21 protein-coding genes are annotated in these 26,425 nt (G+C 67.5%); 3 read left to right on the top strand and 18 right to left on the bottom strand.

Annotated elements, in window-relative coordinates; genetic code table 11:
* Positions 1-10: 10 nt before the first annotated feature.
* The 15 genes from NFR49_RS01530 to NFR49_RS01460 form a co-directional block, all read right to left on the bottom strand.
* Positions 11-508, bottom strand: a complete 498-nt coding sequence (locus NFR49_RS01530; protein ID WP_135977409.1) for a YajQ family cyclic di-GMP-binding protein — start codon at positions 506-508, stop codon at positions 11-13.
* A 40-nt stretch (positions 509-548) separates the two neighbouring features.
* Positions 549-2,174: a helix-turn-helix domain-containing protein gene (locus NFR49_RS01525; RefSeq protein ID WP_251157931.1), complete on the bottom strand. Its 1,626-nt coding sequence runs from the start codon at positions 2,172-2,174 to the stop codon at positions 549-551.
* 3 nt (positions 2,175-2,177) lie between these two features.
* Entirely contained in the window at positions 2,178-4,835 is a 2,658-nt protein-coding gene (locus NFR49_RS01520) for an FtsK/SpoIIIE family DNA translocase (protein WP_251157930.1), read from the bottom strand.
* A gap of 4 nt (positions 4,836-4,839) precedes the next feature.
* Positions 4,840-6,504, bottom strand: coding sequence for a ribonuclease J (locus NFR49_RS01515; protein ID WP_251157929.1), 1,665 nt, complete (start codon positions 6,502-6,504; stop codon positions 4,840-4,842).
* A 238-nt stretch (positions 6,505-6,742) separates the two neighbouring features.
* A complete protein-coding gene (locus NFR49_RS01510) occupies positions 6,743-8,974 on the bottom strand; it encodes a polyribonucleotide nucleotidyltransferase (protein ID WP_251157928.1) in 2,232 nt (743 codons plus the stop codon).
* Between the two features lie 119 nt (positions 8,975-9,093).
* The gene (gene rpsO / locus NFR49_RS01505; RefSeq protein ID WP_135977414.1) at positions 9,094-9,372 is read right to left on the bottom strand and encodes a 30S ribosomal protein S15; all 279 of its coding nucleotides are present in this window, start codon (positions 9,370-9,372) and stop codon (positions 9,094-9,096) included.
* A 155-nt stretch (positions 9,373-9,527) separates the two neighbouring features.
* Positions 9,528-10,301 (bottom strand): DNA repair protein RecO, encoded by a 774-nt coding sequence (recO, locus tag NFR49_RS01500; RefSeq protein WP_251157927.1) that lies wholly within the window; start codon positions 10,299-10,301, stop codon positions 9,528-9,530.
* Positions 10,302-10,304: 3 nt separating this feature from the next.
* The gene (gene era, locus NFR49_RS01495; RefSeq protein WP_420840264.1) at positions 10,305-11,252 is read right to left on the bottom strand and encodes a GTPase Era; all 948 of its coding nucleotides are present in this window, start codon (positions 11,250-11,252) and stop codon (positions 10,305-10,307) included.
* A gap of 101 nt (positions 11,253-11,353) precedes the next feature.
* Positions 11,354-11,737 (bottom strand): diacylglycerol kinase family protein, encoded by a 384-nt coding sequence (locus tag NFR49_RS01490; protein ID WP_135977417.1) that lies wholly within the window; start codon positions 11,735-11,737, stop codon positions 11,354-11,356.
* On the bottom strand, positions 11,734-12,240 hold the full coding sequence (gene ybeY / locus NFR49_RS01485) for an rRNA maturation RNase YbeY (protein ID WP_251157925.1): 507 nt from the start codon (positions 12,238-12,240) through the stop codon (positions 11,734-11,736). Before ybeY ends, NFR49_RS01490 begins: the two co-directional genes overlap by 4 nt.
* A gap of 1 nt (position 12,241) precedes the next feature.
* Entirely contained in the window at positions 12,242-13,189 is a 948-nt protein-coding gene (locus tag NFR49_RS01480) for a PhoH family protein (protein WP_251157924.1), read from the bottom strand.
* 49 nt (positions 13,190-13,238) lie between these two features.
* Positions 13,239-14,534 carry a MiaB/RimO family radical SAM methylthiotransferase gene (locus NFR49_RS01475; RefSeq protein WP_251157923.1) on the bottom strand — a complete coding sequence of 432 codons (1,296 nt, stop codon included), beginning with the start codon at positions 14,532-14,534 and terminating at the stop codon, positions 13,239-13,241.
* A 3-nt stretch (positions 14,535-14,537) separates the two neighbouring features.
* On the bottom strand, positions 14,538-15,824 hold the full coding sequence (gene dnaJ / locus NFR49_RS01470; protein ID WP_251157922.1) for a molecular chaperone DnaJ: 1,287 nt from the start codon (positions 15,822-15,824) through the stop codon (positions 14,538-14,540).
* 78 nt (positions 15,825-15,902) lie between these two features.
* Positions 15,903-17,033 carry a DnaJ domain-containing protein gene (locus NFR49_RS01465; protein WP_204406723.1) on the bottom strand — a complete coding sequence of 377 codons (1,131 nt, stop codon included), beginning with the start codon at positions 17,031-17,033 and terminating at the stop codon, positions 15,903-15,905.
* A gap of 181 nt (positions 17,034-17,214) precedes the next feature.
* Positions 17,215-17,760, bottom strand: coding sequence for a glutathione peroxidase (locus tag NFR49_RS01460; RefSeq protein WP_251157921.1), 546 nt, complete (start codon positions 17,758-17,760; stop codon positions 17,215-17,217).
* A gap of 554 nt (positions 17,761-18,314) precedes the next feature.
* On the opposite strand from NFR49_RS01460, the gene NFR49_RS01455 reads away from it, so the two are divergent.
* The 3 genes from NFR49_RS01455 to NFR49_RS01445 all read left to right on the top strand — a co-directional run bounded on the left by NFR49_RS01455 (position 18,315) and on the right by NFR49_RS01445 (position 22,397).
* On the top strand, positions 18,315-19,433 hold the full coding sequence (locus NFR49_RS01455; protein ID WP_251157920.1) for a hypothetical protein: 1,119 nt from the start codon (positions 18,315-18,317) through the stop codon (positions 19,431-19,433).
* Positions 19,434-19,498: 65 nt separating this feature from the next.
* Complete coding sequence (locus tag NFR49_RS01450; RefSeq protein ID WP_251157919.1) at positions 19,499-20,707, top strand: hypothetical protein; 1,209 nt, start codon at positions 19,499-19,501, stop codon at positions 20,705-20,707.
* Positions 20,708-21,509: 802 nt separating this feature from the next.
* The gene (locus NFR49_RS01445) at positions 21,510-22,397 is read left to right on the top strand and encodes a hypothetical protein (RefSeq protein ID WP_251157918.1); all 888 of its coding nucleotides are present in this window, start codon (positions 21,510-21,512) and stop codon (positions 22,395-22,397) included.
* 288 nt (positions 22,398-22,685) lie between these two features.
* Here NFR49_RS01445 and NFR49_RS01440 read toward each other — a convergent pair whose 3' ends face one another.
* From NFR49_RS01440 to NFR49_RS01430, 3 genes are read right to left on the bottom strand one after another with little or no spacing between them, the layout of a single operon-like run.
* A complete protein-coding gene (locus tag NFR49_RS01440) occupies positions 22,686-24,308 on the bottom strand; it encodes a hypothetical protein (RefSeq protein ID WP_251157917.1) in 1,623 nt (540 codons plus the stop codon).
* Positions 24,308-24,574, bottom strand: a complete 267-nt coding sequence (locus tag NFR49_RS01435; protein WP_251157916.1) for a hypothetical protein — start codon at positions 24,572-24,574, stop codon at positions 24,308-24,310. Before NFR49_RS01435 ends, NFR49_RS01440 begins: the two co-directional genes overlap by 1 nt.
* 3 nt (positions 24,575-24,577) lie before the next feature.
* A complete protein-coding gene (locus NFR49_RS01430; RefSeq protein ID WP_251157915.1) occupies positions 24,578-26,329 on the bottom strand; it encodes a DUF262 domain-containing protein in 1,752 nt (583 codons plus the stop codon).
* Positions 26,330-26,425 lie beyond the last annotated feature (96 nt).

Below are 26,425 nucleotides of genomic sequence, written 5' to 3'. Positions count from 1 at the left end.
CACGGGCACCTCAGCGGTAGTTGGTGAACTGGAGGGGCACGTCGTAGTCGGCGGCCCTGACCTGCGCGATGACCTGCTGGAGCACGTCCTTGGAGGGACTGGTCACCCTGAGCTTGTCGTCCTCCACGGCCACCTTGCACTTGAGCTTCATGTCGCGGACGTCCTTGGAGATGCGCTTGGCGAGCTCACGGTCGATGCCCGACACGATGTGCCCCACCACCCGCACGTTGCCGCCGCTCGCGGCCTGGGGCGCGTCCCACTGGACGGCCTTGAGGTCCACGCCGCGCTTGTGGAGGCGCCCGTTGAGGACGTCGATGACCTGGCGCGCCACGAAGTCGGCCGGGGCGGTGACGGTCACGGTGCCGTCGGCCTTGGAGAGGTCGACGGTCGCGCCGGACGACTTGAGGTCGTAGCGCTGGGTGAGCTCGCGCGCGGTCTGCTGGTAGGCGTTGTCGACCTCTTGCATGTCGACCTGGGAGACGATGTCGAAGGAGGAGTCCTTGGCCATGGGTTCCCTTTCCGTACGGGGTGGACGGTGGTGTGCGGCGCTACTCGGCGGCGCCGGACGAGGAGGTTGAGGAGCGGCTCTGCCCCTGGTTCGAGGATGTGTCGGAGCCGTCGGCGGGGGCCGCGGAGCCGGTGTCGCCGGAGGCGTCCGACGAGCCCGCGTCCGAGCCCTGGCCGTCGGAGCCGTCCCCGGAGGCCTGGTCGTCGGTCGAGGGGCCCTTGACCGTGGCCGTGCCGATGCCGGCTGCGGACGTGTCGAAGGAGACGGGCTGGCCGTTGGCGGTGACGGTGACCTGCGTGGGGTCGGCCGTGCGCACCTCGAGCTCGCCGTCGACGGTGAACTTCTGCTCCCAGGGGCCGGTCACGGTCTGGGCGACCTCGTTGCGCTCGCCGTTCTTGACCTCGACCCACACGGCGGCGCCCTCGGGCACGGAGACCTGCACCTCCACGGGCTCGTTCGCGTCGTCCTGCGTGGCGGCGGTCGTCGTCGAGGAGGGCTGCGCCTGCCCGTCGCCGGCCGTCGCGGAGCCATCGTCGGAGGAGGTGTCCGAGGCGTCCTGGGTCGCAGGCTGCGACGCGGCCACCTGGTCGCGGTTGCCGCCCTCGGGGGCGGGAGCCGTGCAGCTCCTCACGGAGAGGACGATGACGACGATGAGCAGCACGCCGAGGGCCACGAACACCGTGAGCATGGTCCGGCGTGGGTCGGAGAACCAGGCGTCGACCACGCCGAGGACGCCGGAGCGCGGCTGCCTGGAGGGTCGCTGGCTCGGCCGGTAGCGGTCCGCGGCCGACGGGCGCCTGCGCACGTTGGGGCGCTGGGGCGCCGGGGCCTGGGTGCGCGCGCTCTCCCTCACCTCGGCCGAGGAGGCCTGCCGGTAGGTGTCGGCCGCGAGCCCGTAGCGGAGGTCGTCGTCGTACATGGTGGACGAGACGTCGCGGGTCTGGATGTCCGTGGAGGCGTACCGCCTGGCGTCCTGGCGCGCCCGCGTGGAGCGGCTGCGCCCGGCACGGGCGGACGCCGTGGTGGAGCGCCCTGCGGCGGCCGTCCGCCGGGAGCGGTCGGTGCGCGGGGCCCGGGCCGTGTAGGGGCGGCCCTGGGGGTAGTCGCGCTCGGGGGTGGTGCCGCCGGCGGGGGGCAGCGAGCCGCCCTCGGCGCCGGGCGTCGCGTAACCGTTCTGCCGCAGGTACCGCTCGGAGTAACCGGCGCTGCGGCCGTTCACCAGCGGCGAGCTGCCGCGGCGCTCCTCGGCGTTGTGGAGGTAGGAGCTGCCCACGAGGGTGCCGGAGAGGATGGAGCCGGCGGGGCCCGCCGAGCCGTAGAGGTCGTGGTCCCTGGAGGGCGCCACGACCCCCTGGCGGCCCCGCCCGCTGGAGGGGTCGTCGCGGTGCTGCCGGCGCGAGGGACCCGCTCCCTGCCCGTTCGCGTAGGCGTGGAGGTCGTCCTGGAAGAGGTCGATGACCTCGCGGGGGTTGAGGCCGAGGTAGCGGGCGTAGCTCGACAGCATGCCCTGGGCGTAGCCGGAGCGCGGGATGCGCTCCCAGTCGCCCTCCTCGAAGGCCACGAGCACCTGCTCCTTGAGCCGGAGCACGCGGGAGGCCTGGGGGATGGTGAGGCCGAGCTGGCGGCGGCGGTTGGAGAGGAAGTCGCTGAATCTGGGCCGTGCCATGGCTTACACCTCCCGGTAGGTCGCGTCGGCGGCCATGAGCTCGTCCAGACCGCGCAGGTCGAGGAGCACGTCTCGGGGCTTGGACCCGTCCGGGGGCCCGACGACACCCTTGTGCTCGAGCATGTCCATGATGCGGCCGGCCCTAGCGTAGCCCACCTTGAGGCGGCGCTGGAGCCCGGAGGTCGATCCCAGCTGGGAATCCACGACGATCTGGGCGGCCTCCCAGAGCAGCGGGTCGTCCTCATCCTCCTCGTCCTCGACGCCGGAGGAGAGCGGGCTCGGCGCCACAGCGGTGAGGATCTCGTCGTGGTAGTCGGGCTCGCCCTGGCTCGCGAGGAAGTCCACGACGTTCTCCACCTCGGCGTCGGAGACGTAGCAGCCGAGCACGCGGCGGGGGGTGTTGCCGCCGGTCTTGAACAGCATGTCGCCGTTGCCGAGGAGCCGGTTGGCGCCGGGGCCGTCGAGGATGATGCGGGAGTCGTTCTTCTGGGCCACGGTGAGGGCCATGCGGCTCTCGATGTTGGCCTTGATGAGGCCCGTGACGACGTCGGCCGTGGGGCGCTGGGTGGCGAGCACGAGGTGGATGCCCGCGGCACGGGCCAGCTGGGCGATGCGCACGATGGAGGCCTCCACCTCCTTGCCGGAGACCATCATGAGGTCGGAGAGCTCGTCGACCACCACCACGAGGTAGGGCATGGACTCGGGCGGCACGCCGTCCTTGTCGAGCACGCCGGACTCAACCTTCTTGTTGTAGCCGCCGATGTTTCTCACCCCGGCCTTCTGGAAGACCTTGAGGCGCCGCTCCATCTCGGAGACGGCCCACTGCAGGGCGCTCGCCGCCTGCTTGGGCTCGGTGACCACCGGCACGTAGAGGTGCGGCAGGCCGTCGTAGAAGGAGAACTCCACGCGCTTGGGGTCCACGAGGATGAGCCGGAGCTGCTCGGGCGTGGAGCGCATGAGCATGGACATGATGAGCGTGTTGATGGCCACCGACTTGCCCGAGCCCGTGGTGCCGGCGATGAGCAGGTGGGGCATCTTGGCGAGGTCGGCCACCACGGGCTTGCCCTCGGAGTCGCGGCCCACGGCGAACTCGAGGGGCCCGCCCTTGGAAAAGGGCACGACGTCGCCGAGGTAGACGTTGCGGCGCTCGCGGTTGGGGATCTCGATGCCCAGGTGGCTGGAGCCCGGGATGACGAAGATGCGCACCGACTTGGCGGCGAGGGCCAGGGCGATGTCGTCCTCGAGGTTCATGATCTTGGAGACGCGCTCGCCCTCGCCCATGGCGATCTGGAACGTGGTGACGATGGGGCCTGCGACCCAGCCCACGACGCGGCTCGTGGAGCCGAACTCCACGAGCTTGGCCTGGAGGTGGTCGGCCGTCTCCTGGAGCTCCTCCTCCGAGCTGGCCGTGACGGCCGTGTCGCTGGAGGTGTCGAGCAGGGAGAGCGGCGGCAGCTCGAAGGTCTCGGAGCCCTCGCCGGGGCGGCTGGGGTTCTTGGGGGCGGCGACCATGGCGCCCTTGGCCACCCCGCCGCGGGGCACGTCCTCGTCCCGCGGGGCCTCGGGCACCTTCTCGGGGGCCTTCTCCGGTATCGGGGCGGGCACCGCAGCGGAGGTCCCGGCGGGCGCCACGGTGCTCGCGGCGGCGGCCGTGTCGCCTGCGGACGGCGCGTCCTCCCAGGGCAGCACGGTCGTGGGCGCGGCCTCCGGCGCGGAGGCGTCGTCCTTGGTGCGGCGGCGCCTGCGCTCGAACTTCCCCGTGGGCACGGGGAGCGGCGCCACGACGTCGTCTGCGGCCGCGGCCTCGGGCTCGAGGCCCTCCACCTCGTCATGGTGCGCCGCGGGGCCCTGGTCCTCGAGGCGCGGGTGGCGCTTGGGGCGCTCCTCGCCGTCGCGGCGGAGCACGGTGGTCTTGCGGGCGCCGATGAAGGTGGTCTCGTCGCCCTTCCCCTTGCCCTTGGAACGCGCGCCGCGCTTGGACGGCAGCACGGTGGTCGCCGCCGAGGCGTCGGCGGCGCGGTCCTCCCGGGCGGCCACGCGCTCGCTCCTGCGCTCGGCCAGGTGCTCGTGGGCGCTGGAAGAGGCGTCGCGGATCTTGGCCACGAGCCCGGAGATGGAGAAGCCGCAGATCACGATGCCCGCGACGACCATGCCCACGAGCACGACCATGCCGATGGTCTGGCCCACGAGGGTGAGGAGCACCCAGGCGAGGGCGCCTCCCCAGTAGCCGCCGGCGTTGCAGGCCACCTCGGGGCGGAAGACCCAGGCGGCCTCCGCCTCGGCCGTGGCCGCCGGCACGTAGAGCAGCGAGAGCATGGCCAGCACCGACGTCACGATGAGCACGAGGCCCAGGGCCGCCCGCGCGGAGAGCGGGCCGTCGGAGGGCATGAAGAACGTGATGGCGTAGAGGAGCAGCGCCACCGGCACGAGCATGGCCCCCGCGCCGAACCCGTAGGTGAGGAACGTGCGGCAGGCGTCCGCCACGACGGCGCTCGAGGGGCTCGCCAGGGCGATGGCCATGGCGACCGCCACGACCACGAGGGCGACGCCCACGATGTCGTGCCATGCGGAGGGGGCGACCACGGGCTGCTGGGCCGCTCCCCTCCCCCTCGTCTGGGGCGCCTTCTTCTTGGGTGCGTTTGTTCTGCGTTGGGAGGGCATCCGGTTAGACCTCCATCACGACCGGAATGATGAGCGGGCGGGTCTTGGTCTTGCTCCAGAGGTAGTTGGACAGGGCGTTGCGGACGGCCTTGCGGGTGGCGTCCACGTTGTTGCCGGCCTTCTCCGCGGAGCGGTCAACGGTGGAGCGCACCACGTCCTGGGCCCCGCCGAGGAGCTCGGAGTCGTCGGCGAAGGAGATGCCGCGGCCGGAGATATCGATCTCGAGGGCCTTGTGGGTGCGCGAGGCCACGGTCACCACGCAGGTGACGATGCCGTCGCAGGAGAGCTTCTGGCGGTCGCGGAGCACCACCGGGTCGGCGTCGGAGATGCGCATGCCGTCGACGTAGACCACGCCGGAGTCCACGGGGGTCCCCAGCTTGACCTTGTGGTTGCGCATCTCCAGGGTGTCGCCGTTGTCGATCACGAAGATGTGGTCGGGCAGGATGCCCATGTCCATGGCGAGCTTGGCGTGGGCCCGCAGGTGCACGGCCTCGCCGTGGACCGGGGCGAAGTAGCGGGGGTTCACCATGGCGAGCATGAGCTTGAGCTCCTCCTGGGAGCCGTGGCCCGAGACGTGCACCAGGGCGTTGCTCTTGTCAAAGATGGTGCAGCCCACCTTGGAGAGGGAGTTGATGATGGACTGGACCCCCTTCTCGTTGCCGGGGATGGGGGTGGCGCTGATGATCACCGTGTCCTTGTCGGTGATGGTGAGGGAGCGGTGCTCGCCGTTGGCCATGCGGGCCAGGGCCGAGAGGGGCTCGCCCTGGGAGCCGGTGCAGAGCACGACCACCTTCTCGTCGGGCAGGCCGTCGACGTCGAAGGCGTCGATGATGTCCTCCTCGGGGATGTCGAGGTAGCCGAGTTCCCGAGCGATCTTGGTGTTGGAGATCATGGAGCGGCCGGTGACGACCACCTTGCGCCCCACGGACACAGCGGCGTCGCAGACCTGCTGGAGGCGGTGGATGTGGCTGGAGAACGAGGCCACGAAGACGCGGCCCGGGGCGTTCTTGATGATGTGGCGCAGGCTTGCCCCCACCGTGGCCTCGGACCCGGTGAACCCGGGGCGGGTGGCGTTGGTGGAGTCGGAGAGCAGCAGGTCGACGCCCTCGGCGGCGAAGCGGTTGATGGCGCTGTAGTCGGGGCGCACGCCGTCGATGGGGGTCTGGTCGAGCTTGAAGTCGCCGGTGTGCAGCACCGTGCCCTGGGGCGTGCGGATGAAGACGCCCATGGCGCCGGGGATGGAGTGGGTCATGGAGAAGAAGTCGACCCCGAAGGCGCCCATGTCCACGTGCTGGCCGCTCTTGACCTCGACGAGCTGCTCGTTGGTGAGCCTGTGCTCGGCGAGCTTGCCCTCCACGAGGCCGAGGGTCATGCGCGAGGCGTAGATGGGCACCTTGCGGGTGAGGTCGCGCAGGACGTAGGGCAGCGACCCCGTGTGGTCCTCGTGGCCGTGGGTGATGAAGATGCCCCGGAGCTTGTGCTCGTTCTCCAAGACGTAGGTGTAGTCGGGCAGGACGAGGTCGATGCCGGGCTGGTCGTCGTCGGGGAACATCAGGCCGGCGTCGTCGAGGATCATGTCGTCCCCGTACTCGAACACGGTCATGTTCTTGCCGATGCCGTCGAGGCCGCCCAGGGGGATGATCTTGAGGGGCGGGTTCTTCTTTGCCATTGAGGGTGGGTGTCCTTTCGTCGGGGCGCCGGGGCGCCGCTTTCTCCAACTATGTGACGGGGTCTGGAACCCCGCTGCCTAACTGTGCATGACCGACCAGTGTACCCGAGCCATGTGTGCGCAACCTGAAGGGACCGCCCTAGAGGGCTTCAGGTTCCATCGATGGACGGTCATACGAGAAGAGGGCGCCGGCTCGGCGCCGGCGCCCTCGATGCGTCAGTTCCTGCCCGTGCGGGGCCTAGTTCTCGTGGTGGCGGCGCAGCTTGCGGGCCGGCGCCTGCTCCTGGGCGTTGCCGTGGTCGCCGGGCTTGCGGGTGCGGGGCTTGGAGCCCTCGCGGCGGCGGTTGCCGGAGTGGCCCTTGGACTCCGACGCGGGGGCCTCGGGCTTGTCGAGGCGGTCGAGGCTGACCTTGCCCCTCTCGTCGACCTCGATGACCTTGACCTTGACCTCGTCGCCCACGTTGAGGACGTCCTCGACCTTCTCCACGCGGCCCTTGGCCACACGGGAGATGTGGAGCAGGCCGTCCTTGCCCGGCAGGAGCTCCACGAAGGCGCCGAAGGGCTGGATGCCCACCACGCGGCCCACGTACTCCTCGCCCAGCTCGGGCACCTTGACGATGGCGCGGATGCGCTCGGCGGCCTCCTCGCCGGCCCCGCCGACGCCCGCGATGAAGACGGTGCCATCCTCCTGGATGTCGATGGTGGCTCCGGTGTCGTCCTGGATGCCGCGGATGACCTTGCCGCCGGAGCCGATGACGTCGCGGATCTTGTCCGTGGGGATGGTGAGGGAGATGATCTGGGGCGCCGTCTCCTTGGGCTGGGTGCGCGGCTCGGGGATGGCGCCGAGCATGGCGTCCAGGATGTAGGCGCGGCCCTCCTTGGCCTGGCGCAGGGCCTGGGCGAGGATCTCGGGCGTGAGGCCCGTGGCCTTGTTGTCCATCTGCATGGCGGTGATGCCGCGCTCGGTGCCGGTCACCTTGAAGTCCATGTCGCCGAGGAAGTCCTCGAGGCCCTGGATGTCGGAGAGCACGACGGTCTTGCCGTTCTCCTGGATGAGGCCCATGGCGATGCCCGAGACGGGGCGCTTGAGCGGCACGCCGGCGTCCATGAGGGCGAGGGTGGAGCCGCAGGTGGACGCCATGGAGCTGGAGCCGTTGGACTCCATGACCTCGGAGACCACGCGGATGGTGTAGGGGAAGTCGTCCTCGTTGGGGATGACGGGGAGCAGGGCGCGCTCCGCCAGGTTGCCGTGGCCGATCTCGCGGCGCTTGGGGGCGCCCATGCGGCCGGTCTCGCCGGTGCAGAACGGCGGGAAGTTGTAATGGTGGATGTAGCGCTTGCCGTCCACGGGCTCGATGGTGTCGAGGCGCTGCCACTCGTTGAGCATGCCAAGGGTGCAGACGGAGAGCACCTGGGTCTGGCCGCGCTGGAAGAGGCCGGAGCCGTGGACCAGGGGCAGGTAGTCGGGCTTCACCATGAGCGGGCGGATCTCGGTGGCGGTGCGGCCGTCGACGCGCTCGCCGGTCTCGACGACCATCTCGCGCATGGCGTGCTTCTCGAGGCCCTTGAGCTCGACGTTGATGGCGCGATGCCAGGCGTCGCGCTCCTCCTCGGTGAACTCGCCCTTGACGAGCTCCTTGAGGGCGGCCACCTTGGCCATGCGGGACTGCTTGTCGGCGTCCTTGAGGGCGGCCTCCATCTCGCCGTAGTGGGCGAAGACGCGGTCGTGGACCTCGGTGTTGGGCTCGTCGAGCTCGTAGCTCTTAGGCTCGATGGGGCCGTTGGCCTCGACCCAGGCGTCGATGAAGGCCTGCTGCTCGGCGCAGAACGCGGCGATGGCCTCCTGGCCGAACGCCATGGCGTCGAGCATGTCCTCCTCGGAGACCTCGTCGCCGGAGGCCTCGAGCATGGAGATGAAGGTGGAGGTGCCGGCGAGCTCGAGGTCGAGGTCGGAGACGTCGCGCTCCTCGTAGGTGGGGTTCACGATGTACTCGCCGGTCTCGGGGTCGCGGCCGATGCGCACGCAGGCGAGCGGGCCCTCGAAGGGCACGCCGCCGACGGTGAGGGCGGCGCTGGCGGCCATGACGCAGATGGTGTCGACGGGGTCCTCCTGGTCGGCCACGAGGGGCATGGCCACGACCTGGACCTCGTTGCGGAAGCCGTCGGGGAAGCTCGGGCGCAGGGGGCGGTCGATCATGCGCGCCGTGAGGGTGGCCTTCTCGGAGGGGCGGGCCTCACGCTTGAGGTAGCCGCCGGGGATGCGGCCCACGGCGTACATCTTCTCGATGAAGTCGACGGTAAGGGGGAAGAAGTCGAAGTCCTTGCGCTCCTTGGAGACCACGGCGGTCACCAGGACCTCCGAGTCGCCCTGCCGCACGACGCAGGCGCCGGTGGCCTGCTTGGCGAGCTCGCCCGACTCGAGGGCGTAGTGCTTGCCGAACAGGTCGAACTCGTGGGTTACTTTGGTCATGTGTTGCCTCTCACTCCCCGCCTGCCCCATGCAGGCGGCTCCTCGACGGGCCCACGGCCCGCTCGCGCCCGTGGGCGCATATGAAAGGAGCGCCCGCAGGCGCTCCTCCGGTCACGCTGTTACTGGATGTTGTCGCGGATGCCCAGCTTGGCGATCAGCTGGCGGTAGTTCTCGATGTCCTTGGCCTTGATGTAGGACAGGAGGCGGCGGCGCTTGCCGACGAGCATCAGGAGGCCGCGACGGGTGTGGAAGTCCTTCTTGTGGGTCTTCATGTGCTCGGTGAGCTCGCGGATGCGGTCGGTCAGGATGGCGACCTGGACCTCGGGGGAGCCGGAGTCGGTGTCGTTCTTGCCGAACTCGCGGACGAGCTCCGCCTTGCGCTCCTTGGAGATGGTCATGCTTCTTCACCTTTCTTTCTCATTCGCCCCGAACCGGGCGCGCCGTCGGTGTCTCGATGCGGCTAGGTACGGGGTACGGACCCGTGGATGATACCACGGGCGGTTCGGGGCGGGCCGTGGCGGTCATGTCCCCACAGTCCCTGCACGCCGCCCGGTCAGAGCCCGAGGAGGAACTCGAAGGCCCGGAGCCTCGCGTCGAGCTGCGTGGCGGCCCAGAGGTGGGCCTGCTCGAGCAGCCAGTCCGACGTCGCCCGGTCCACGGGCGCGCGGAGCAGCTCGTCGAACGTGAGCCCCACGAGCGAGCCCACCCACGCCGCCCCCGTGGAGCCGCCGAAGGCGGCGCCGGCCACGCCGCGGGCGCACGACTCGCAGAGGGCGCCGCCCGCGGCGGCCGAGAACCACGTGGGAGAGGGGTCGCCGCACTCCACGCAGGCCTCCGTGGCGGGGCGCCAGCCCTGGTGGGACGTCACCTTGAAGGTGTAGGCGGCCACCACGAGCCCGGTGCGGGGGCCGAGCCCGTCCCGGGGGCCGTCGGCCTCCAGTGCCTCCCCCACCGCCCGGAGCGTGCGGCGCAGGAGGGCGTAGAGGAACGGGTCGCCGGCGTCCTCGAAGCTCGTGTGCCGGGCCACCTCGCAGACGGCCGAGGCCGCCTCGACGCCGTCGGGCGAGGCCGTCACGGCCGTGTGGGGGTCCTTGAGCGTGGCCTCGGCCACGACGTCGAGGGAGCGCCCCCGCGCCATGAGGAACCGGGTCTCGCTGAAGAGCTGCACCCGGCCCGCGAGCCTCCCCTGGGGCTTCCGGGCGCCCTTGGCCACGGCGCGTCGCTGCTGGCCGTCGTCGCAGAGGAGCGTGAGGGCGAGGTCGGACTCCCCCATCCTGGTGCGCTGGAGGACGACGGCCTCCACGGGGTAGGTGCGTGCCCTGGCCATGGCCTACTGCTCGGCGCTGTAGCCGAACCGCTTGATGGCCGCGTCGTCGCGGCGCCACTGGCTCTTGACCCTCACCTGGAGGTCGAGGAAGACCTTGCGGTGGAACAGACCCTCGAGCTCAAGTCGAGCCTGAGTCCCGATGCGCCGGATCATGGAGCCGCCCTTGCCCACGAGGATGCCCTTCTGGCTGTCGCGTTCCACGAAGATCGTGGCGCGCACGCTCGCCAGGCCGTCGTCTCGCCACTCGATGCCGTCGCAGAGCACGCCCACGGAGTGGGGCACCTCGTCGCGGCAGTTGAGCAGCACCTTCTCGCGGATGAACTCGGCGGCGAGCTCCTCGTCGGAGGCGTCGACGGGCATGTCGAGGGGGAACCACCGCGGGCCGTAGGGCAGGTGGTCGGTCACGGCCGCGATGAAGGAGTCGACGTTGAAGTCCTCGGTGGACGAGACGACGAGGGACTCGTCGAAGCGCGCCATCGCGTTGCCGGCCTCGAGCTGGGCCTGAACCTGCTCGGGGGTGGCGATGTCGGCCTTGGTGACCACGAGCAGGCGCACGGCGCGGCTCTCATCCACGTGCTTGGCCACCCAGGCGTCGCCGGTGCCGGCCGGCTTGGTGGCGTCCAGCAGCATGGCCACGACGTCCACGTCGGCGAGCTCGGCCAGGGCGGCGCGGTTGAGCTCGCGGCCGAGGGTGTCCTTGGGCTTGTGCAGGCCCGGGGTGTCCACGATCACGATCTGGGCGTCGGGCCGGTTGATGACGGCGCGCATGCGCTTGCGGGTGGTCTGGGCCACGGGGCTCGTGATGGCCACGTGGCCGCCCATGCAGGCGTTGAGGAGTGTCGACTTGCCGGCGTTGGGGCGACCCACGAGGGCCACGAACCCGCTGCGGAAGTCGTCGGGCACGTCGCCGGGGGCGGACACGGGGGCCACGGCGGCGCCCTGCTCCCCCATCATGGCCAGCTCCTCCTCGTCGAGGTCGAGGCCGTCGTACTGGTTCTCGGTGTCTTCCATGGATCTCCTTCTCGGGTCGGGCCCTCGGGCCTCGCCCGACGTCAGCCGAACTTGCGCAGCGCCGCCGCCACGAAGATGACGATACCCATGAGCGCGATCATGACGCTCAGCGTGTAGACGGCCGCGGCGGCGATGTCCTTGGCGCGGCCCGCGAGGGTGTTGTACTCGGGTGAGACGAGGTCGACGAGTGTCTCGATGGACGTGTTGAGCAGCTCGGCCGAGAGCACGACGCCGCACCCGATGAGCAGGCAGGCCCACTCGGTGGCCGTGCAGCCGAGGAACAGGCCCATGGCGACGCAGAACACCAGGCCGCCGACCATGATCTTGATGTTGCGCTCCGTCGTGAAGGCGAAGCAGAAGCCCTGGATGGCGAAGGCGAAGCTCTTGAAGAGCGACGGGTGGTCCTTGTCGGAGCCGGGGATCATGGCCGCTCCTCCCCCCTGTGGCGCGTGGTGGCCACGGGGGCCATGGGCCGCCCGCAGGCCTGGGCGAGGAGCGCGTCCTCCAGGGCCTCCATGACCCGGGCCTCGTCGTCCTCCAGGTGGTCGTACCCCAAAAGGTGGAGGAGGCCGTGGATGGCCAGCAGGCGGGTCTCGTCGGCGGCCACGGTGCCGAACCGCTCGGCCTGGGCGGCGATGTAGGCGGGGTCGAGGACGATGTCGCCGAGCTCGCAGGGCTCGCCGGGGTCGAGGGATGGGTCGTCGGGGCGCTCGCACTCCAGGGAGATGACGTCGGTGGGGGCGTCGATGCCCCGCCACTCCGCGTTGAGGGCGCGCATTCCCTCGTCGTCGGCCACCGACACGCTCACGACGCAGGGGCGCTCCACCCCCTCGTGGGCGAGCACGAGGTCGAAGACACGGGAGAGCTCCCGGGCGTCGACGGCGAGTCCCTTGAGCCCCTCGGGGGCCAGTGCGAGCTCGACGGCCATGTCATCTCCCCTCCGCGGCCGCGTAGGCGTCCACGATGCGGCCGACGAGCGTGTGGCGGACGATGTCTGCGCGGTCGAGGTCGCAGAACGCGATGTCCTCGACGCCCTCGAGCACCCGCCGGGCGGAGTCGAGGCCGCCGGTGCCGGCGATGTCGCGCTGGGTGGTGTCGCCGGTGACGACGAACGTGGACCTGAACCCCAGGCGGGTGAGGAACATCTTCATCTGCTCGGGGGTGGTGTTCTGGGCCTCGTCGAGGATGACGAAGGCGTCGTTGAGGGTGCGCCCGCGCATGAACGCCAGGGGTGCGATCTCGATCACGCCCTGCTCGACCATGGTGGCGGCCTTCTCGGCGTCCACCATGTCGAAGAGCGCGTCGTAGAGGGGCCGCACGTAGGGGTCGAGCTTCTCCTCGAGGGTGCCCGGGAGAAATCCGAGGGACTCGCCGGCCTCCACCACGGGGCGCGTGAGCACGACGCGGCCCACGTCGCGCCGCTTGAGGGCCGCCACCGCCATGGCCATGGCGAGATAGGTCTTGCCGGTGCCGGCGGGGCCCAGGGCGAACGTGACCGTGTGGGTGCGGATGGCGTCTATGTAGGCGGCCTGGCCGGCCGTCTTGGGGCGGATGGGGCGGCCCCGGTGGGTGACGAGGATGTCGTCGAACGGCGCGGCCTGCGGGGCGTTGCCCGCGGCGGCCTGGGAGAGCAGGAGGTCGACGTCGGCCTCAGTGGGCGTGCCGCCGGCCTCCACCTCGCGGATGAGGGCCGAGAAGACCTGCACGAGCGCGTTGGCCTCCTCGGCGGACCCGATGACGGCCACGGTGTTGCCGCGGACGGAGACGGCGGCGTCGGTGGCGGCCTCGATGCGGCGCAGGAGCGAGTCGGCGGGCCCCATGACCCTCGTGACGTCGAGGGAGTCTGGGACGGTCAGGCGGACTTGGGTGGGCTCCATGCTCCTCCAAACGGGTGGGGCCGGTCGGGTTGGCTGGCCCCATGGTAGTTCAAACGGATGGCGCGGCCCCGCGGGACGCGGCCCGGGCGTCGAGGCGCCCGTCGGCGGCGAGCCCGTGCGGGACGACGTCGGCGAACGCCCCCATGGGCAGCGCGGGGTCCACGAGCACCTCCACGAGCTGCCCCGAGACCGCGCGACCCGGCCGCTCCACGAAGACGCGCAGGGGCGCGCCCACGAACGAGGAGGCGAACGCGCGGCGGGATTCGGCCGCCATGGCCCTCATGGCGCGGGAGCGCCCGGCCGACACCCGCGGGTCCACCTGGCCCGGCGCCGCCGCGGCCCAGGTGCCGGGGCGCTTGGAGTAGCGGAACACGTGCATGTTGGCGAAGCCGATCGAGCGGCAGAACGCGAGGCTCTCGTCGAACTCGGCGTCGGTCTCGCCGGGGAAGCCCACGATGAGGTCGGTGGCGAGCGCGACGCCGGGCACGCGGTCCCGCGCGAGGTCGGCCACCCGGCGGTACCCGTCGGCCGTGTAGAGGCGGCCCATGCGCGCGAGGGTGGCGTCGCACCCGGACTGCAGGGGCAGGTGCAGGAACGGGGCCACGCGGCCGTCGGACCCGGCCATGAGGCGGAGGAGCGACTCCCCCACCTCCCCCGGCTCCACGGAGCTCAGGCGCACGCGGCCGATGTCGGTGCGCTCCAGGAGCGCGTCGAGCAGGCCCGCGAGCCCGCCGGGGCAGCCGTCGTAGCGGCCGAGGTTGATGCCCGTGAGCACGACCTCGCCTGCGCCGTCGGCCACCGCGCGGCGCACCGCCGACACGGCGTCCTCGAGGGGCAGGGAGCGTGCGGGCCCCCGGGCCTTCCACACGATGCAGTAGGTGCAGCGGTTGTCGCAGCCGTCCTGGACCTTGATCCCCGGCCGCATACGGCCCGTGGGCGTCACCGAGCCGCCGGCGTCGGACCGCTCGGCCGCGGGCTCGGGCGCCATGCCGGCGTCGGCGAGGGCGGCGGCCACGACGGCGGGCACACGGTCCTTGAGCACCTCCACGCGCACGTTGCCGCCCAGGGCGTCGAGCTCGTCGGAGAAGAGGCTCGCCACGCAGCCCGTGGCCACGACGGCGGAGACGCCCGGCAGCCCGGCGGCGTGGCGGACGGCCTTGCGGGCCTTGGCCTCGGCCTCGCCGGTCACGGCGCAGGTGTTGACCACCACGGCGTCGGCCTCCTCCTGGGGGGCGACGACGCAGCCCATGGCCTCGAGCTCCGCCGCCATGGCGTCGAGCTCCACGCGGTTGACCCGGCAGCCCAGGTTGACGAGCGCCACCCGCGGCGCGCGACCCGACGCCACGGCCTAGCGCTTCTTCTTGCGACGGCGCCCCGAGAAGGGCCCGCGCTTGGACTTGGGCGCCTGCTTCTTGGGCTTCGGGGCCGCCTTGCGGCCATCCCCGTCCCGGTCGTCGCCGCTCTGGGCACCGGGGGCCCCCACGTCGCGGCGGTTCTGCTCGTAGAGCTCGTCGAGCACCTCCCCCTCGGTGGGGCCCTTCGTGGAGAGGCGGCAGCCGCGGCCGAGGGCGATGGTCTCGAGGCGCTCCACCTCGTCGTCGCCGAGGTCCTGGGGCACCACGACGTCCACCACGCACACGAGGTCGCCCCGGCGCTCGGGGGTGCGCAGGCGCGGCATGCCGCGGCCGGCGACCACGAGGCGGGCGCCGGGCTGCGTGCCCGCGGGCACGTCGACCTCGACCTCCTCGCCCTCGAGGATGCCGTCCACGGTCACCGTGGCGCCGAGCATGGCCTCGAAGGCGTCCACGGAGAGCGGGCAGAACAGGTCGTTGCCCTGGCGCACGAAGCGGTCGCTCTGGGCGACCTCGACGCGCACCACGAGGTCGCCCGCCGCGTCGCCGCGGACGCCCGCCTCGCCGGCACCCTCCACGACCAGCTGGGCGCCCGTGTCCACGCCGGCCGGGATGGAGATCCTGACCTTCTCGCGGGAGGGGGTGCGGCCCTGGCCGTCGCAGGTCTCGCAGGGGTGCTCGATGACCTGCCCCGTGCCGTGGCACTCGGGGCAGGTGGTCTGGGTCTGCATGCGGCCGAGGATGGTGTGCTGCCAGCCCACCACGTAGCCGGTGCCGCCGCACTCGGGGCAGGTGACCGGGGGCTCGCCGTCGGCGGAGCCGGTGCCGCCGCAGTCCTCGCAGGGGGCCAGGCGGTCGTAGGTGATGGTGCGCTCGAAGCCCGAGGCGGCCTGCTCGAGGGTGATGGTGAGCGTCACGGACATGTCGCGGCCGCGGGTGCGGGGCCTCCCGGCGCCGGAGGCGCGCCCCCCGAAGAAGTCGGAGAAGAGGTCGGCCATGTCGAACCCGCCGCCGAAGAAGTCGTCCATGCCGCCCATGCCGCCGAAGCCCGACGGGCCGTTGGGGTCGCCGTAGCGGTCGTAGTTGGCGCGCTTGGTCTCGTCGGAGAGCACCGAGTAGGCCTCGTTGACCTCCTTGAAGCGCTCCTCGGCGTCGGGCTCGTCGGAGACGTCGGGGTGCAGGGTGCGGGCCTTCTTGAGGAAGGCGCGCTTGATGGTCTTGGCGTCGGCGTCGCGCCCGACGCCGAGCACCTCGTAGTAATCGCGATGTTGAACTTCAGCCACGGACGTGCAGGCCCCTTTCCCGCCCCTCGCTCACAGGAGGCGCCGTACCCCGGGGCGGCGGCACGGCGCCTGTAGGCACTAGTAGATCCAGCCCCGCGGCCCCACGCGGCCCATGGACTGGGAGCAGCTCATGAGCAGCGTGAGGAACAGGGCGATGAAGAAGCCGTTGGAGAGGCCGGCGAGCACCTGGGTGCCGGCGTTTCTCCACCAGACGCCGTTGTGCTTTGCCAGGCCGCCGCGGACGACCATGAACAGGCCGATGACCAGCGGCACGACGATGATGAAGGCGATGGAGGGGAGCACGTTGAAGAACGCGCCCATGGCGATGAACGGCAGCACGAAGCCGACGAGCTGGAAGCCGAGGGCGGCCTCGGGCGCCAGGCGCTCCGCGGGCACGCCCACGCGCACCACGAGGTCGCCGGTCTCGCCGCCGTTGGTGCCGGCGTTGCCCATGCCGGGCACGCGCACGGTGTCGCCGTCGTGGGATCCGGCCGGGATGTCCACCACGACCTCGGAGGCCGAGAGGACGCGGCCGGAGCCGCCGCAGGCGTGGCAGGGGTCCGCCACCACGCGGCCGGTGCCCTCGCACTCGGGGCACTGCACCTGCATGGCGCCGAAGCCCATGCCGCCGAAGATGGACGAGAGGTCGACGTCGATGGTGCCGGTGCCGCCGCAGGTGGGGCACACCTTGGCGTGCTCGGCCTCCTCCGAGCCCGACCCGTGGCAGACCTCGCAGGTGACGTAGCGCTGGTAGGTGATGCCGCGGCGGCTGCCGGCGGCGGCCGTCTTGGCGTCGAGGTCCATCTGGTAGACGACATCGGCGCCGCCCTGGGGGTTGTAGGCGGGGGTGCGGCGGCGCGTCTGGGTGCCGAAGCCCCCGAAGCCGGCGCCGAAGGGGAACCCGCCGAAGCCGCCGGAGTAGCCGCCGCCGAAGGGCGACTGGGGCGCGCCGGAGGACGGGGAGCCCGCGAAGGGCACACCCGAGCGCATGGCGTCGTAGCGGCGGCGCTTGGTGTCGTCGGAGAGGACCGCGTAGGCCTCGGAGACCTCCTTGAAGCGCTCCTCGGCGTCGGGCTCCTTGTTGACGTCGGGGTGGAGCGTGCGGGCCTTCTTCTGGAAGGCGCGGCGGATCTCCTCCGTGGTGGCGTCCTGGGAGACGCCGAGGACCTCGTAGTAGTTCTTGTCGGTCATGGCAGACATGGGCTGCATGGCTCCTGTCGTTAGGTGGCGCCCGCGGCCCTTGCCGCGGCACAAACGTTCGCAAACTCACATCTTAGCGCGAAGGACGCAGGTTTCCCAACAACCACGGGGTATGCGCAAACGTGAAGCGCCCGCGCCCCTGGATCGGGGTGCGGGCGCCGTCGTGGGTGCTCCGGGCTGGCGCGCCAGCTTACAGGACGTCCTTGACGGCGTCCTCGACCAGGGCCATGTCCACCGTGGGCTCGAAGCGCGCGACCACGGTGCCGTCGCGGTCGACGAGGAACTTGGTGAAGTTCCACTTGATGTCGTCGTTGGAGGCGTAGTCGGGGTCCACGTTCTCCTTGAGGTAGCCGTCCATGAACTCGGCCTTCTCGCCGGTGAAGCCGGTGAAGCCCTGGGCCTCCTTGAGGAAGGCGTAGAGGGGCAGCTGGCCGTCGCCGTTGACCTCGGACTTCCTGTACTGCTGGTACGGGGTGCCGAAGGTCATGGTGCAGAACTCGTGGATCTCGTCGTCGGTGCCGGGGGCCTGGTGGCCGAACTGGTCGCAGGGGATGTCGACGATCTCGAGGCCCTGGTCGTGGTAGGCGTCGTAGAGGTTCTTGAGGTCCTCGTACTGCGGGGTGAAGCCGCAGCCGGTGGCCGAGTTGACGATGAGCATGGGGCGGCCGCGGAACTCGGAGAGGCTGACCTCGGTGCCGTCGGGCTTCTCAAGGGTGAAATCGTAGATGGTGGCCATGGTTGCTCCTTTTGCAGGGGTTTGCTGCCGAGGGGATTCCTACCCACCCGATGGGGATTCAGCCGTGGGACCGCGGCGGCGTGGTGCCGGTGTGTGTGGGGGGCGGCGTGCGGGTCCGGTGCGAGGGGCCTTCAGTGCGCGATACGGCGCAGCGAAGGGCGGCGAGTGCGCGGCCTCTCCGCGAAACCGCCCCGATGCGCGGTTGATTGGCCCCCAAAGGCCATCGATGCGCGAAAACGGCCCGAAATCGCGCATCGGCGGCCCTTCACTGCAGATTTGCCGCGCATTGGAGGGCATTCGCCGAAGCCGCGCACTGGCGGCCTTTGGCCGAACTGGCCGAAAGCAGGGCCGATGAGGGCGCCCTCCCCTGCCGCTCCGTGAGGGTTGGCTGCCGACCGCGTATGCCGCCATCCGTCAGCGCTATCGGTAGGGCGCTGGATAGATTCGTGGGCACCGGTTTCGACAGGGGGAGGTAGGGACGGATGCTCTTGGATCCTTGGTCGTCTATGCGAGAGAACGTTCTGCTTCCTGAGGACTGGGGATCGCCCGACTCCATGAGGAAGCGCGGCTTCTGGCTCGACATCATCGCCCGGTCGCTGGGGGCGCTTCCGTTTGCCTACGAGCTGCAGCGCACGATCGGCCCCTACTCGGACCGACTGGTTTTCGAGTGTGCGACCGAGAGCCACGCGAGAAGGTTCTGCCAAGAGGTGAACGGCTCGACCCGTAATCCGCTGCACGCCGGCCTGTGGGCAAACTGCGCCTCTCCCCATTCCGACAATGGAAGGGTGCAGGTCACGGTGGATGTGTTCCCGACGGCGGTCACCAGGCTCCAGCCCGAGGTCCTGGAGACGTTCGCGCGTCATTGGCATACGAAATGCCTGGAGCTCGCTGCCGACGTGGTCGTCAATCGCAGAGGCGGTTCTCGAGCCCTGCTCCGACCCGACAGCACCCCCTGCGTCTGCGGCGTCGACATGCTGACGGGTCGCCCCGTCTCGGTCGGCTTCGAGGCCCGGGTCGACGCCCCTGTCGTCTTCGTAAAAGGGCCGCGTCACGAGGCCGACGGAATCCTCGACACCATACTGCTCGGCCTCGCACTCGGCTCCCTCCCCCGGACGGTGCACCTCGTGATGGGATCCTGTGAGTACGACGACCTGTCGCGCTTCCGCGAGCTTCCCCAGAAGGTCGATGTAGTCGAACCCTGGGAGGCGGTCGAGATGGCCGCCCTCGAGCTCGACAGACGCAAGCGAAAGCTCGAGGCTTTCCATCTCGATTACGCATCGTTCAACGACCTGGACGAAAACGACGAGATGAGACCGCTCATCGAGGGGATTCATGACCTCTTCGTCCTCGTTCTCAGGGACATCGACTGGCTGACGAGAGATGCCGGGCCGCGCCAGCTCGAGGATCTCTACCGGATTATGCAGTTCGGGCCGCAGTACGGGGTGCAGACGGCGGCGTGGGGCTCGACGCGTTGCGAGGCGCTGCATCGAGGCAGCGAACTCGTCTTCTGCCTTGACAGATGCGGGCGTCCGCCGCGCGAGTTCGGCCTTCTCGTCGACGGGTTGTTCACCTGCTCTCAAGAGACTTCACGCGGGGATGACAGACGCCTTTGCGCCGCCTTTCAACCGGTAAACGAGAGAACCTTCAGATCGATCGTGGCGCGTTTTACGTAAGGGCGCCTGAACGGTCGTCTGAAGCCACCCGTGATGCCATACGCCGCATAAGTTGGAGGTTCACCGTGCCCGAGAATCCCTGGTACATGATGGGGAAGAACCCGCTGCTCCCCGATGACTGGGGTGACCGGGAAGGAATGATACGGAGGCGCGAGCGGCTGAACCGGGTGGCCAGGGCCATCGGCACGCTCCCCTACGCCTTCGAGGTGAGCCGGACGGTCGGGCCCTACGGGGACAGGCTTGTCTACGAGGTGCGGTCCAGAGGCGACGCCGCCATGTTTTGCAGCGCGGTCAACAACATGTCGCTCGACTTTATGTCCGTGGCCTTTCGCGCATGGAGGATGATCCCCGAATCGTTTGATGCGGGAGGAAAGGTTGTCGTCGATGTCGCGTCCTCCCATATGCGGAGACTCCCGGCAAACGTCGTCTGCCGTTTCATCGAGTTCTTGAGAGATGGACCAGGGGCCCCGAACGATGAGGCAATGAGCCAGGGGTGGAGTGACGTGCAGGCGGTGCCATGCGCCCTGGGCGTTGACCTGATAACTGGCGATCCGATCCACATCAGGTTTGGAGAATCCGGCGGCCACCTGTTTGTGAACGGACCACGCCCCGACGCCGAAGGGCTCGTCGACACGGCGCTTGTCCAGCTCTCCCTTGTGGCACGACCCCATTCCGTGCATCTGGTCATGGGAGAGCGGCAGGACGACCCTCTGCAAAGGTATGGGCTTCTTCCCCAGCGCGTGGAGGTCTGCTCGACAAAACAGGCGCTGGAAAAGGGGCTCAAGGAGCTCAACAGGCGGAGGACCGCCCTCGACCCCTATGGCTGCGGATTCGAGATGTTCAACTGGTCGTCCGCCGAGGCGCCGATTCGGTTCTGCTATCACGACGGATCCGCGGAGCTCGGTGACCCCATGCGGTTGATGGTCATATCGATTCCCGATGTGGAGTATCTGCTGAAGGGGGACGTCGGGGTCGCGAAAATCGCCATTCGCGAGATCGAGAGGAACGGCGCTCGCTACGGGGTTCACCTTGCGGCAACGATGTCTTTGCCAGGAGCGTACTGCGGGTGCCACGAGGATTCGGCCAACGCCTTCTCCTTTTGCCGTGTGGAGTCATTGCCAAATGACTGCTCCTTGAGGCCGGAACTGCCGATTGCTGGAGGAATACATTGGTCGTCCAACAGCTTCGATGGGGATGGGTCGGGGCTTGGGCTCGCCTTGGATCCGATGGACGAAAGCACGTTCAAGGCCATTGCCCTCAGGTATTGCCCGTAAGACACGGGCCGGTGGCCACGGACTTCGCACCACCCGGGCGCCTGGCGCGATCGTCTGGACGTGCGGATCGGTGCCGTCCCGCCGAGAGGGGCCTCCAGTGCGCGACGGCCGCGCGGCGAAGGCCCCCGATGCGCGATATGGCGCGGCGAAGGGCGGCGAGTGCGCGGCCTCTCCGCGAAACCGCCCCGATGCGCGGTTGTTTGACCTCCAAAGACCGCCGATGCGCGAAAACGGCCCGAAATCGCGCATCGGCTGCCCTTCTCCGCAGATTTGCCGCGCACTGGAGGCCTTTGGCCGAATTGGGCGAGCAGGAGGACCGATGAGGGCGCCCTCGCCCACCCAAAACTCCGTCGCCAGAACGACTCCATGGAGTGGCCTGGGAGCATGCAACGACCCACGTTGCATGGGATCCATCCGTAGGGCAATGAAGATCATGATTTATCACCATAGGACAGACCTGCACCCCTGCGGCCTCGTAGAATTAGATTCAGGCGTGTCACTCAAAACAGACAGGAGGAACAATGAGGCCAGTAGAAGACCATGACCTTAAGACGCAAAAGGCGAAGTACGTTCACAGTCTTATTGAGGAAGCCAAGAGCGGCGCGGCAGGAGCCAGTGAAGACACCCCCGACTTCTACTCCCAGTGGCTCCAAGGGGACGTCAAGAAGCACCTCGCCTTCATGAGCCTTGCAAGGCGCGACGGCGACATGAACGGCATTCGCAAGCAGGCAGAGCTTGCGCAAGGGGCATATGTTGCAAAGGCTGCTCCCTCTACCGGGCGCTCGACGATGCAGTTGTGCGTATGGAGCGCCTCATCGCGAGCAATGAGTATCATCACGCCGAACTCACCGATGAAGAGCTCCTTGCCCTTCCCGAAGTCCCCGTGGACGACCTTTCTGTCGAGCTTGGAGCCGATGAGAGCGGCGAGCCGGTGCGCCTCGACTTTGCCGAAACCCCTCACCTTGTCGAGCTCTGCGTGTTTGGAACGGGAGGACCACGAGAGTCGCTGGTAGACGTTGTTGCAGGAGCCCTTGGTGAAAGATGCGGGGTCCAGTTTGTCGCAATCGGGCCGTCGTCAAAGCGCTGCAGTGACGACGCTTCTCCACTTTGCATCCCACGTGCCTGTAGCCCCTATGCCAAGTCAGCTTCCGTCGATTGGCTGACGGCTGAGATGGAACAGCGCAAGAGACTTCTGGCCCTAGGGATGCAAACGGGCCCCGAGTTGTTCGTCTTCGCAAGCGATATGGACGCCGACAGCTGGCTGTATGACTGGGACGGCCTAAGGCCCGTTGCGGAGGAGGGCCGTGACCTCGGTGTCCACTTGGTGGCTACCGTCGACTATCTCTGGCACATGAAAACCACAGTCGAACCGCCGACAATCGACGGGCTTGTCAAGACGGGCCTTGACGACATGGTCATTTCCATTAAAGAAGAGAGTATAGGCGATAGAGGCTCCCTGTACCGCCTTCTCACCCCCAAAGAGTTTGACAGTTGGGCTGAATACTGCAAACAAATGAAAGCGCGGAAGAGCTACAGCTCGGAATTGCAATCGATAAAGGACCTTGGCAGGCAGTTCGCTCGAGGATTCGCCACGTTCCAAGAGCTTCTTGATTACGGGCAATTGGATATTAGAGCTCGTATCGAACTGCTGCAGACAATCCGTAACCGGAAGAAGGAGCACCGCAAATAAGGTGTAGCGTCCTTGCGGCGAACAGGCCCCGCCCCGTGGAAATCCACGGGGCGGGGCCTGTTGCACTCCTCATATCCGCCGAGATGCGATGGGCCCTGTCGTTGCCGGCGTCCAGTGCGGCCCGGATGCATTGCAGCGAGTCACCAGTTGAGAAGCAGAAGCAGCACGGCGGCTCCGGCGAAGCGCTTGCGAGCAACGACGTTGCCGCCCCAGTTGGAGTCGTAGCCGTCTGCCTGCTCTTTCCATCCAGAATGCCTTGCACCAGGTCGCGCTACTCAAACGCTGGCATTACATATATTGTTCGGCCCACAGAGGATAGCTCTTATCGAAATGTTCTTTATAGATGTTAATACCCTGTTCGTTGTTACGGGACTCTAGTATGCCAAGGATGTCGTCTTTTGCAGGGATCGGATCGGCGTACCTAGTATCAAGATCCCAGGCGGAATAAAGAAGATGTGCCCTTTGGTACAGGTCGTTACAGAGGTTGTCCAGTGCCTGTGCGGCCTCGTATAGCCTGGATTGCGGAGAAAACGCCCCGCTACGCAGCTTATCCTGAAGCGGAGTCCATGTGCCAGTGATGTCCTCGACTATTCGTAGGCAATCGGTGGCATACTCACGTCTTTGCTCTAACGAACCGATGAGATAACTGTCATTAAATTGCTGCGCTGCAATCGAGATTCGACTGTCAATCTGTGCAAGCTCTTCGTATATCTCATTAAGCTCTTGAGCCTGATAATCAATGTCAATGTCGTTGTCTGATGTTTCCACTGCTGTCGTGACATTTGGCAGATTGTCGGAAGACGAAGCCTCCTCCGGACTGCTGTTCTCCGCTGCCGGTCCCGCTGCTGGCGACGCAACCTCGTCAGTTGAAGAGCTGTCAGCTGGAGCACTACCGGCATCGGTACTAGCTGGAGCCAGGGTGATGGCACAGACAGCGAGCGCCACGACAGCGACCGTTACCAAGACTCCCAGCACGATCCTTCTCACGCTTCGGCGCCTGCGTGCTTCAGTAGCCGCACCCTCGATGGCGGCAAGCTCCTCGCGGGTTGACGCAAGCTCGAGCTCGGTCTCGCTCAAAGAGTTGCTGAGTTCCTCCTCGTCTTTTGCTGCCTCTTCCAGGAGATGCGTCTGCTGCGATAGCTCATCAAGGCTGTCGATTGCTCTCTCGGCGCATGCGATGATTCGGTCGTTGTTCATCATCTGGATGACAAAACCGTTGACCAGTGCCTCGGCCCTGTTGCCGGCATCCTCGATCTCGCGTCGTGAGTCGACAAGGGCATTCTGCTGCTCCTCGTACTCCTCTGCAGCGTCCTCAAGATCCTCCTGAGCGAGGATGACGGCCTCTTCTGCCTCGTCGAGCTCCAGAGCACGGGCGGCAGAAGCGTTGGAAGCATCAGCGAGGTTGCCCTGACTGACACTCCTCTGAAACTGCTTCATGGAACGGGTGGAGGCGTCACCCCCAAAGCTGCGCACGGTATCCGTGACGGCCGTTATGGCCGCGAAACCCTCCATGCTCTTTGCGGAGTCGTGCCTCTGTTTGGCCTGCTCTCGCCGCTCGAGAGCCCGCTCATAGGCACGTTGCGCCCGGTCAAGCTTCCTTTTGAAGGGGCGCAGCCGCTTCTCGTCGCCTTTCCTGGCCTCATCACGCCTCTCGATCAGGGGCCAGCATTGCCCCTGAATCTCGTCATATTGCTTTTGCGCCTCTGCCCTCTTGAGGCTCGCCGAGCGGTAGTTACTCCTCTCCGCTTCCATCCTCGGGGCGATGTTCGCAAAGGCGTCCTGTTTCTCCTGGATGTCCCGCCTCCTCTGCTCGAGCTGGTTCTCGAGCCGATTCTTGCGGTCAACAAGGGAGCTGACCCGCTGGTTCAGATCGTCGTGCTCCCTGATAATCTGAGACCCTTTCGAGGCCATTACCGACCAGCCCCTTCCGTCTCAAGACCCCAGTTCTGGTCGATATCGAAGGACTCCGATGAGAAAGCCTCCTTGGCGACCTTTTGTGCGGCGAGAAGGGTCTCAAGCTCCCCTCTGCGAATGACGGCTCCGCACTGCCTCAGCGCCCAGCCGTACCGTTTTCTCCCCTCATGCTCGTAGGCTCTCACCTCGATCTCCACCTGACCGTCGCGAATGGCCCAGGAGCCCTCGTCGTACTCTTTCCATTCTTTTTCCAGGATGCCCATGGGTCAGCCCTCCTCGGAATCGTCGCTGGAGAAACCCTCGGGGATGACCACGCCGGTCTGCTCCAAGAACCTCAGGAACGACCCTTCGATCTCTGCCGTGCGTCCGTCGATCTCGCGGGAGGCAAAGTCTTCGTTGCCGTCAGCAAGATCGAGGAGCTCCTGGACGGCAGTACCGGCCTTCCCTGCAGTCAGTCCGCGGTAGATGGCGCGCTTGTCGGAGAAGTCGTAGTCCGCCGCACGGATGTTGATTCTCTTCTCGAGCAGGGCCTTGTTGCCGAGGGACTCCAGCTGCTCGTCGGTGATCTCGCCTGGGTGGTTCTGGTGACGCTTCCTCGCATAGATGTGCTCGACATCGAAGTCGGTTCCCAGTTCGATAGGTGCCTGGCCTGCGTTGCTCATCATCCGCCAGGCGAGAATTCCCTTGTTGATCCTCTTCCAAGGACCGAGCACTTTCAGCGCATCTCGCATCTCATGTTCGGTAAAGCGGCCTTCAAAGGGCGAGCGGTCGATGCGGCCTGCCAGGAACCCGGCCTCCTTGTCAATCTCGCGACGCTCCCAGGTGCTCGTGGCACCGGCCACCACGGCACCGTACAGGAACGCGATGAGCCGCTGGAGGTAGCTATGGAAGGCATCCTGGTCAAGACGCCCGCTGTCGTTGCGGTTCATGAGGTAATAGTTAGAAACGGCGTCCTGCCAGAGCTTGTTGGGCGCGAACCTGAGTACAAAGAAATCCTTTAGCACAGGGTCAGAGAACCCTTCCCCACCCTCGTAGCGATTCCAAAAATCGGCGAGGTTCTCGAGGTCGCTGAGGGTTTTCTCCTCCTTAAGGATGGCGTTGCGGTCCCGGCTGAAGAAGTCGCGGACGGCGGGGCGGTTGGTCGAGCCCGCATAGCTGAGTCCACGCAGGTATCCCATGTAGAGGCGGAACAGCTCGGTCATCGGCGAGTCCTCGGCGAGCAGAGGGCCGGCAAGTTGCCGTTCAATCTCCTTCCAACGGCTGTCGAACTCCTCTGCCCTTCCCCGGCTTCGGTAGTGCTCATACATCGCGGCTTTGAAGATGTCTGAATCCGAGAGGGGAAGGCCGCGATTGTTGAGCGTCGAGAAGATGCGGAGGGCGGAGTCCCTATCCTCAGACTCGATGGGGAGCAGGATGACGTTTCTCAACAGCCGATTGACCAGGAACTTAAAATAGTCCGGGTACTTACTGACATAATCATCCGCAGCGTTTAGGAAGAAGCGGAAGTTCGCCGCATAGCGGCTGGTCATGTCGTCATCCACGATGCCAGACGCGAGAATGGCACCGAGCTCCCCGAGGTCGTCATCGGACGCGACGGAGGACTGAAGTTTTGACTCCCCTGCTATGGGTTTGCCGAACTCGCCAACCTTCCATATCGCCTTTTCAATGTCGTCCCTGAGTGAGGCATTGTCCTTGTCGTTCATGTGCTCAAGCCTCGAGTAAAGAACACGCAGGAGCAGCATGAGCGTGGTCAGTCGCTGCTGGCCGTCGATGACCTCGTAGAAGCCAGAATCGGTCTGCTTGAACGTTACGAGAGGACCGAGAAAATACTCGCTGTCAGCCACAAAGCCGTTCGGATCGTTGTCGGGGACAGTAAAGGAGCAGATGTCGTCCCAGAGCGTCTCGCACTCCTCGACACCCCAGGCGTAAGGACGTTGATAGCTGGGGATATGAAAGCTCGCCTTCTCGTTTCCGAGTAACTCGAGAACCGTTTTCTTGCCTGCTTGCAACTCTGCCACTGCTCTCTCCATTTCTGAGCCTAAGCTGATACCGGTTGACTGCATTGTCACTTATATCGAGGTGCCTTTCAAGCAGTGTCTCATTAAGGATGGAAG

Origin of the sequence: Caniella muris, from assembly GCF_943193035.1 — a bacterium.
Taxonomy (GTDB): domain Bacteria; phylum Actinomycetota; class Coriobacteriia; order Coriobacteriales; family Atopobiaceae; genus Granulimonas; species Granulimonas faecalis.
This window is presented reverse-complemented; position numbering and strand designations above follow the sequence as displayed.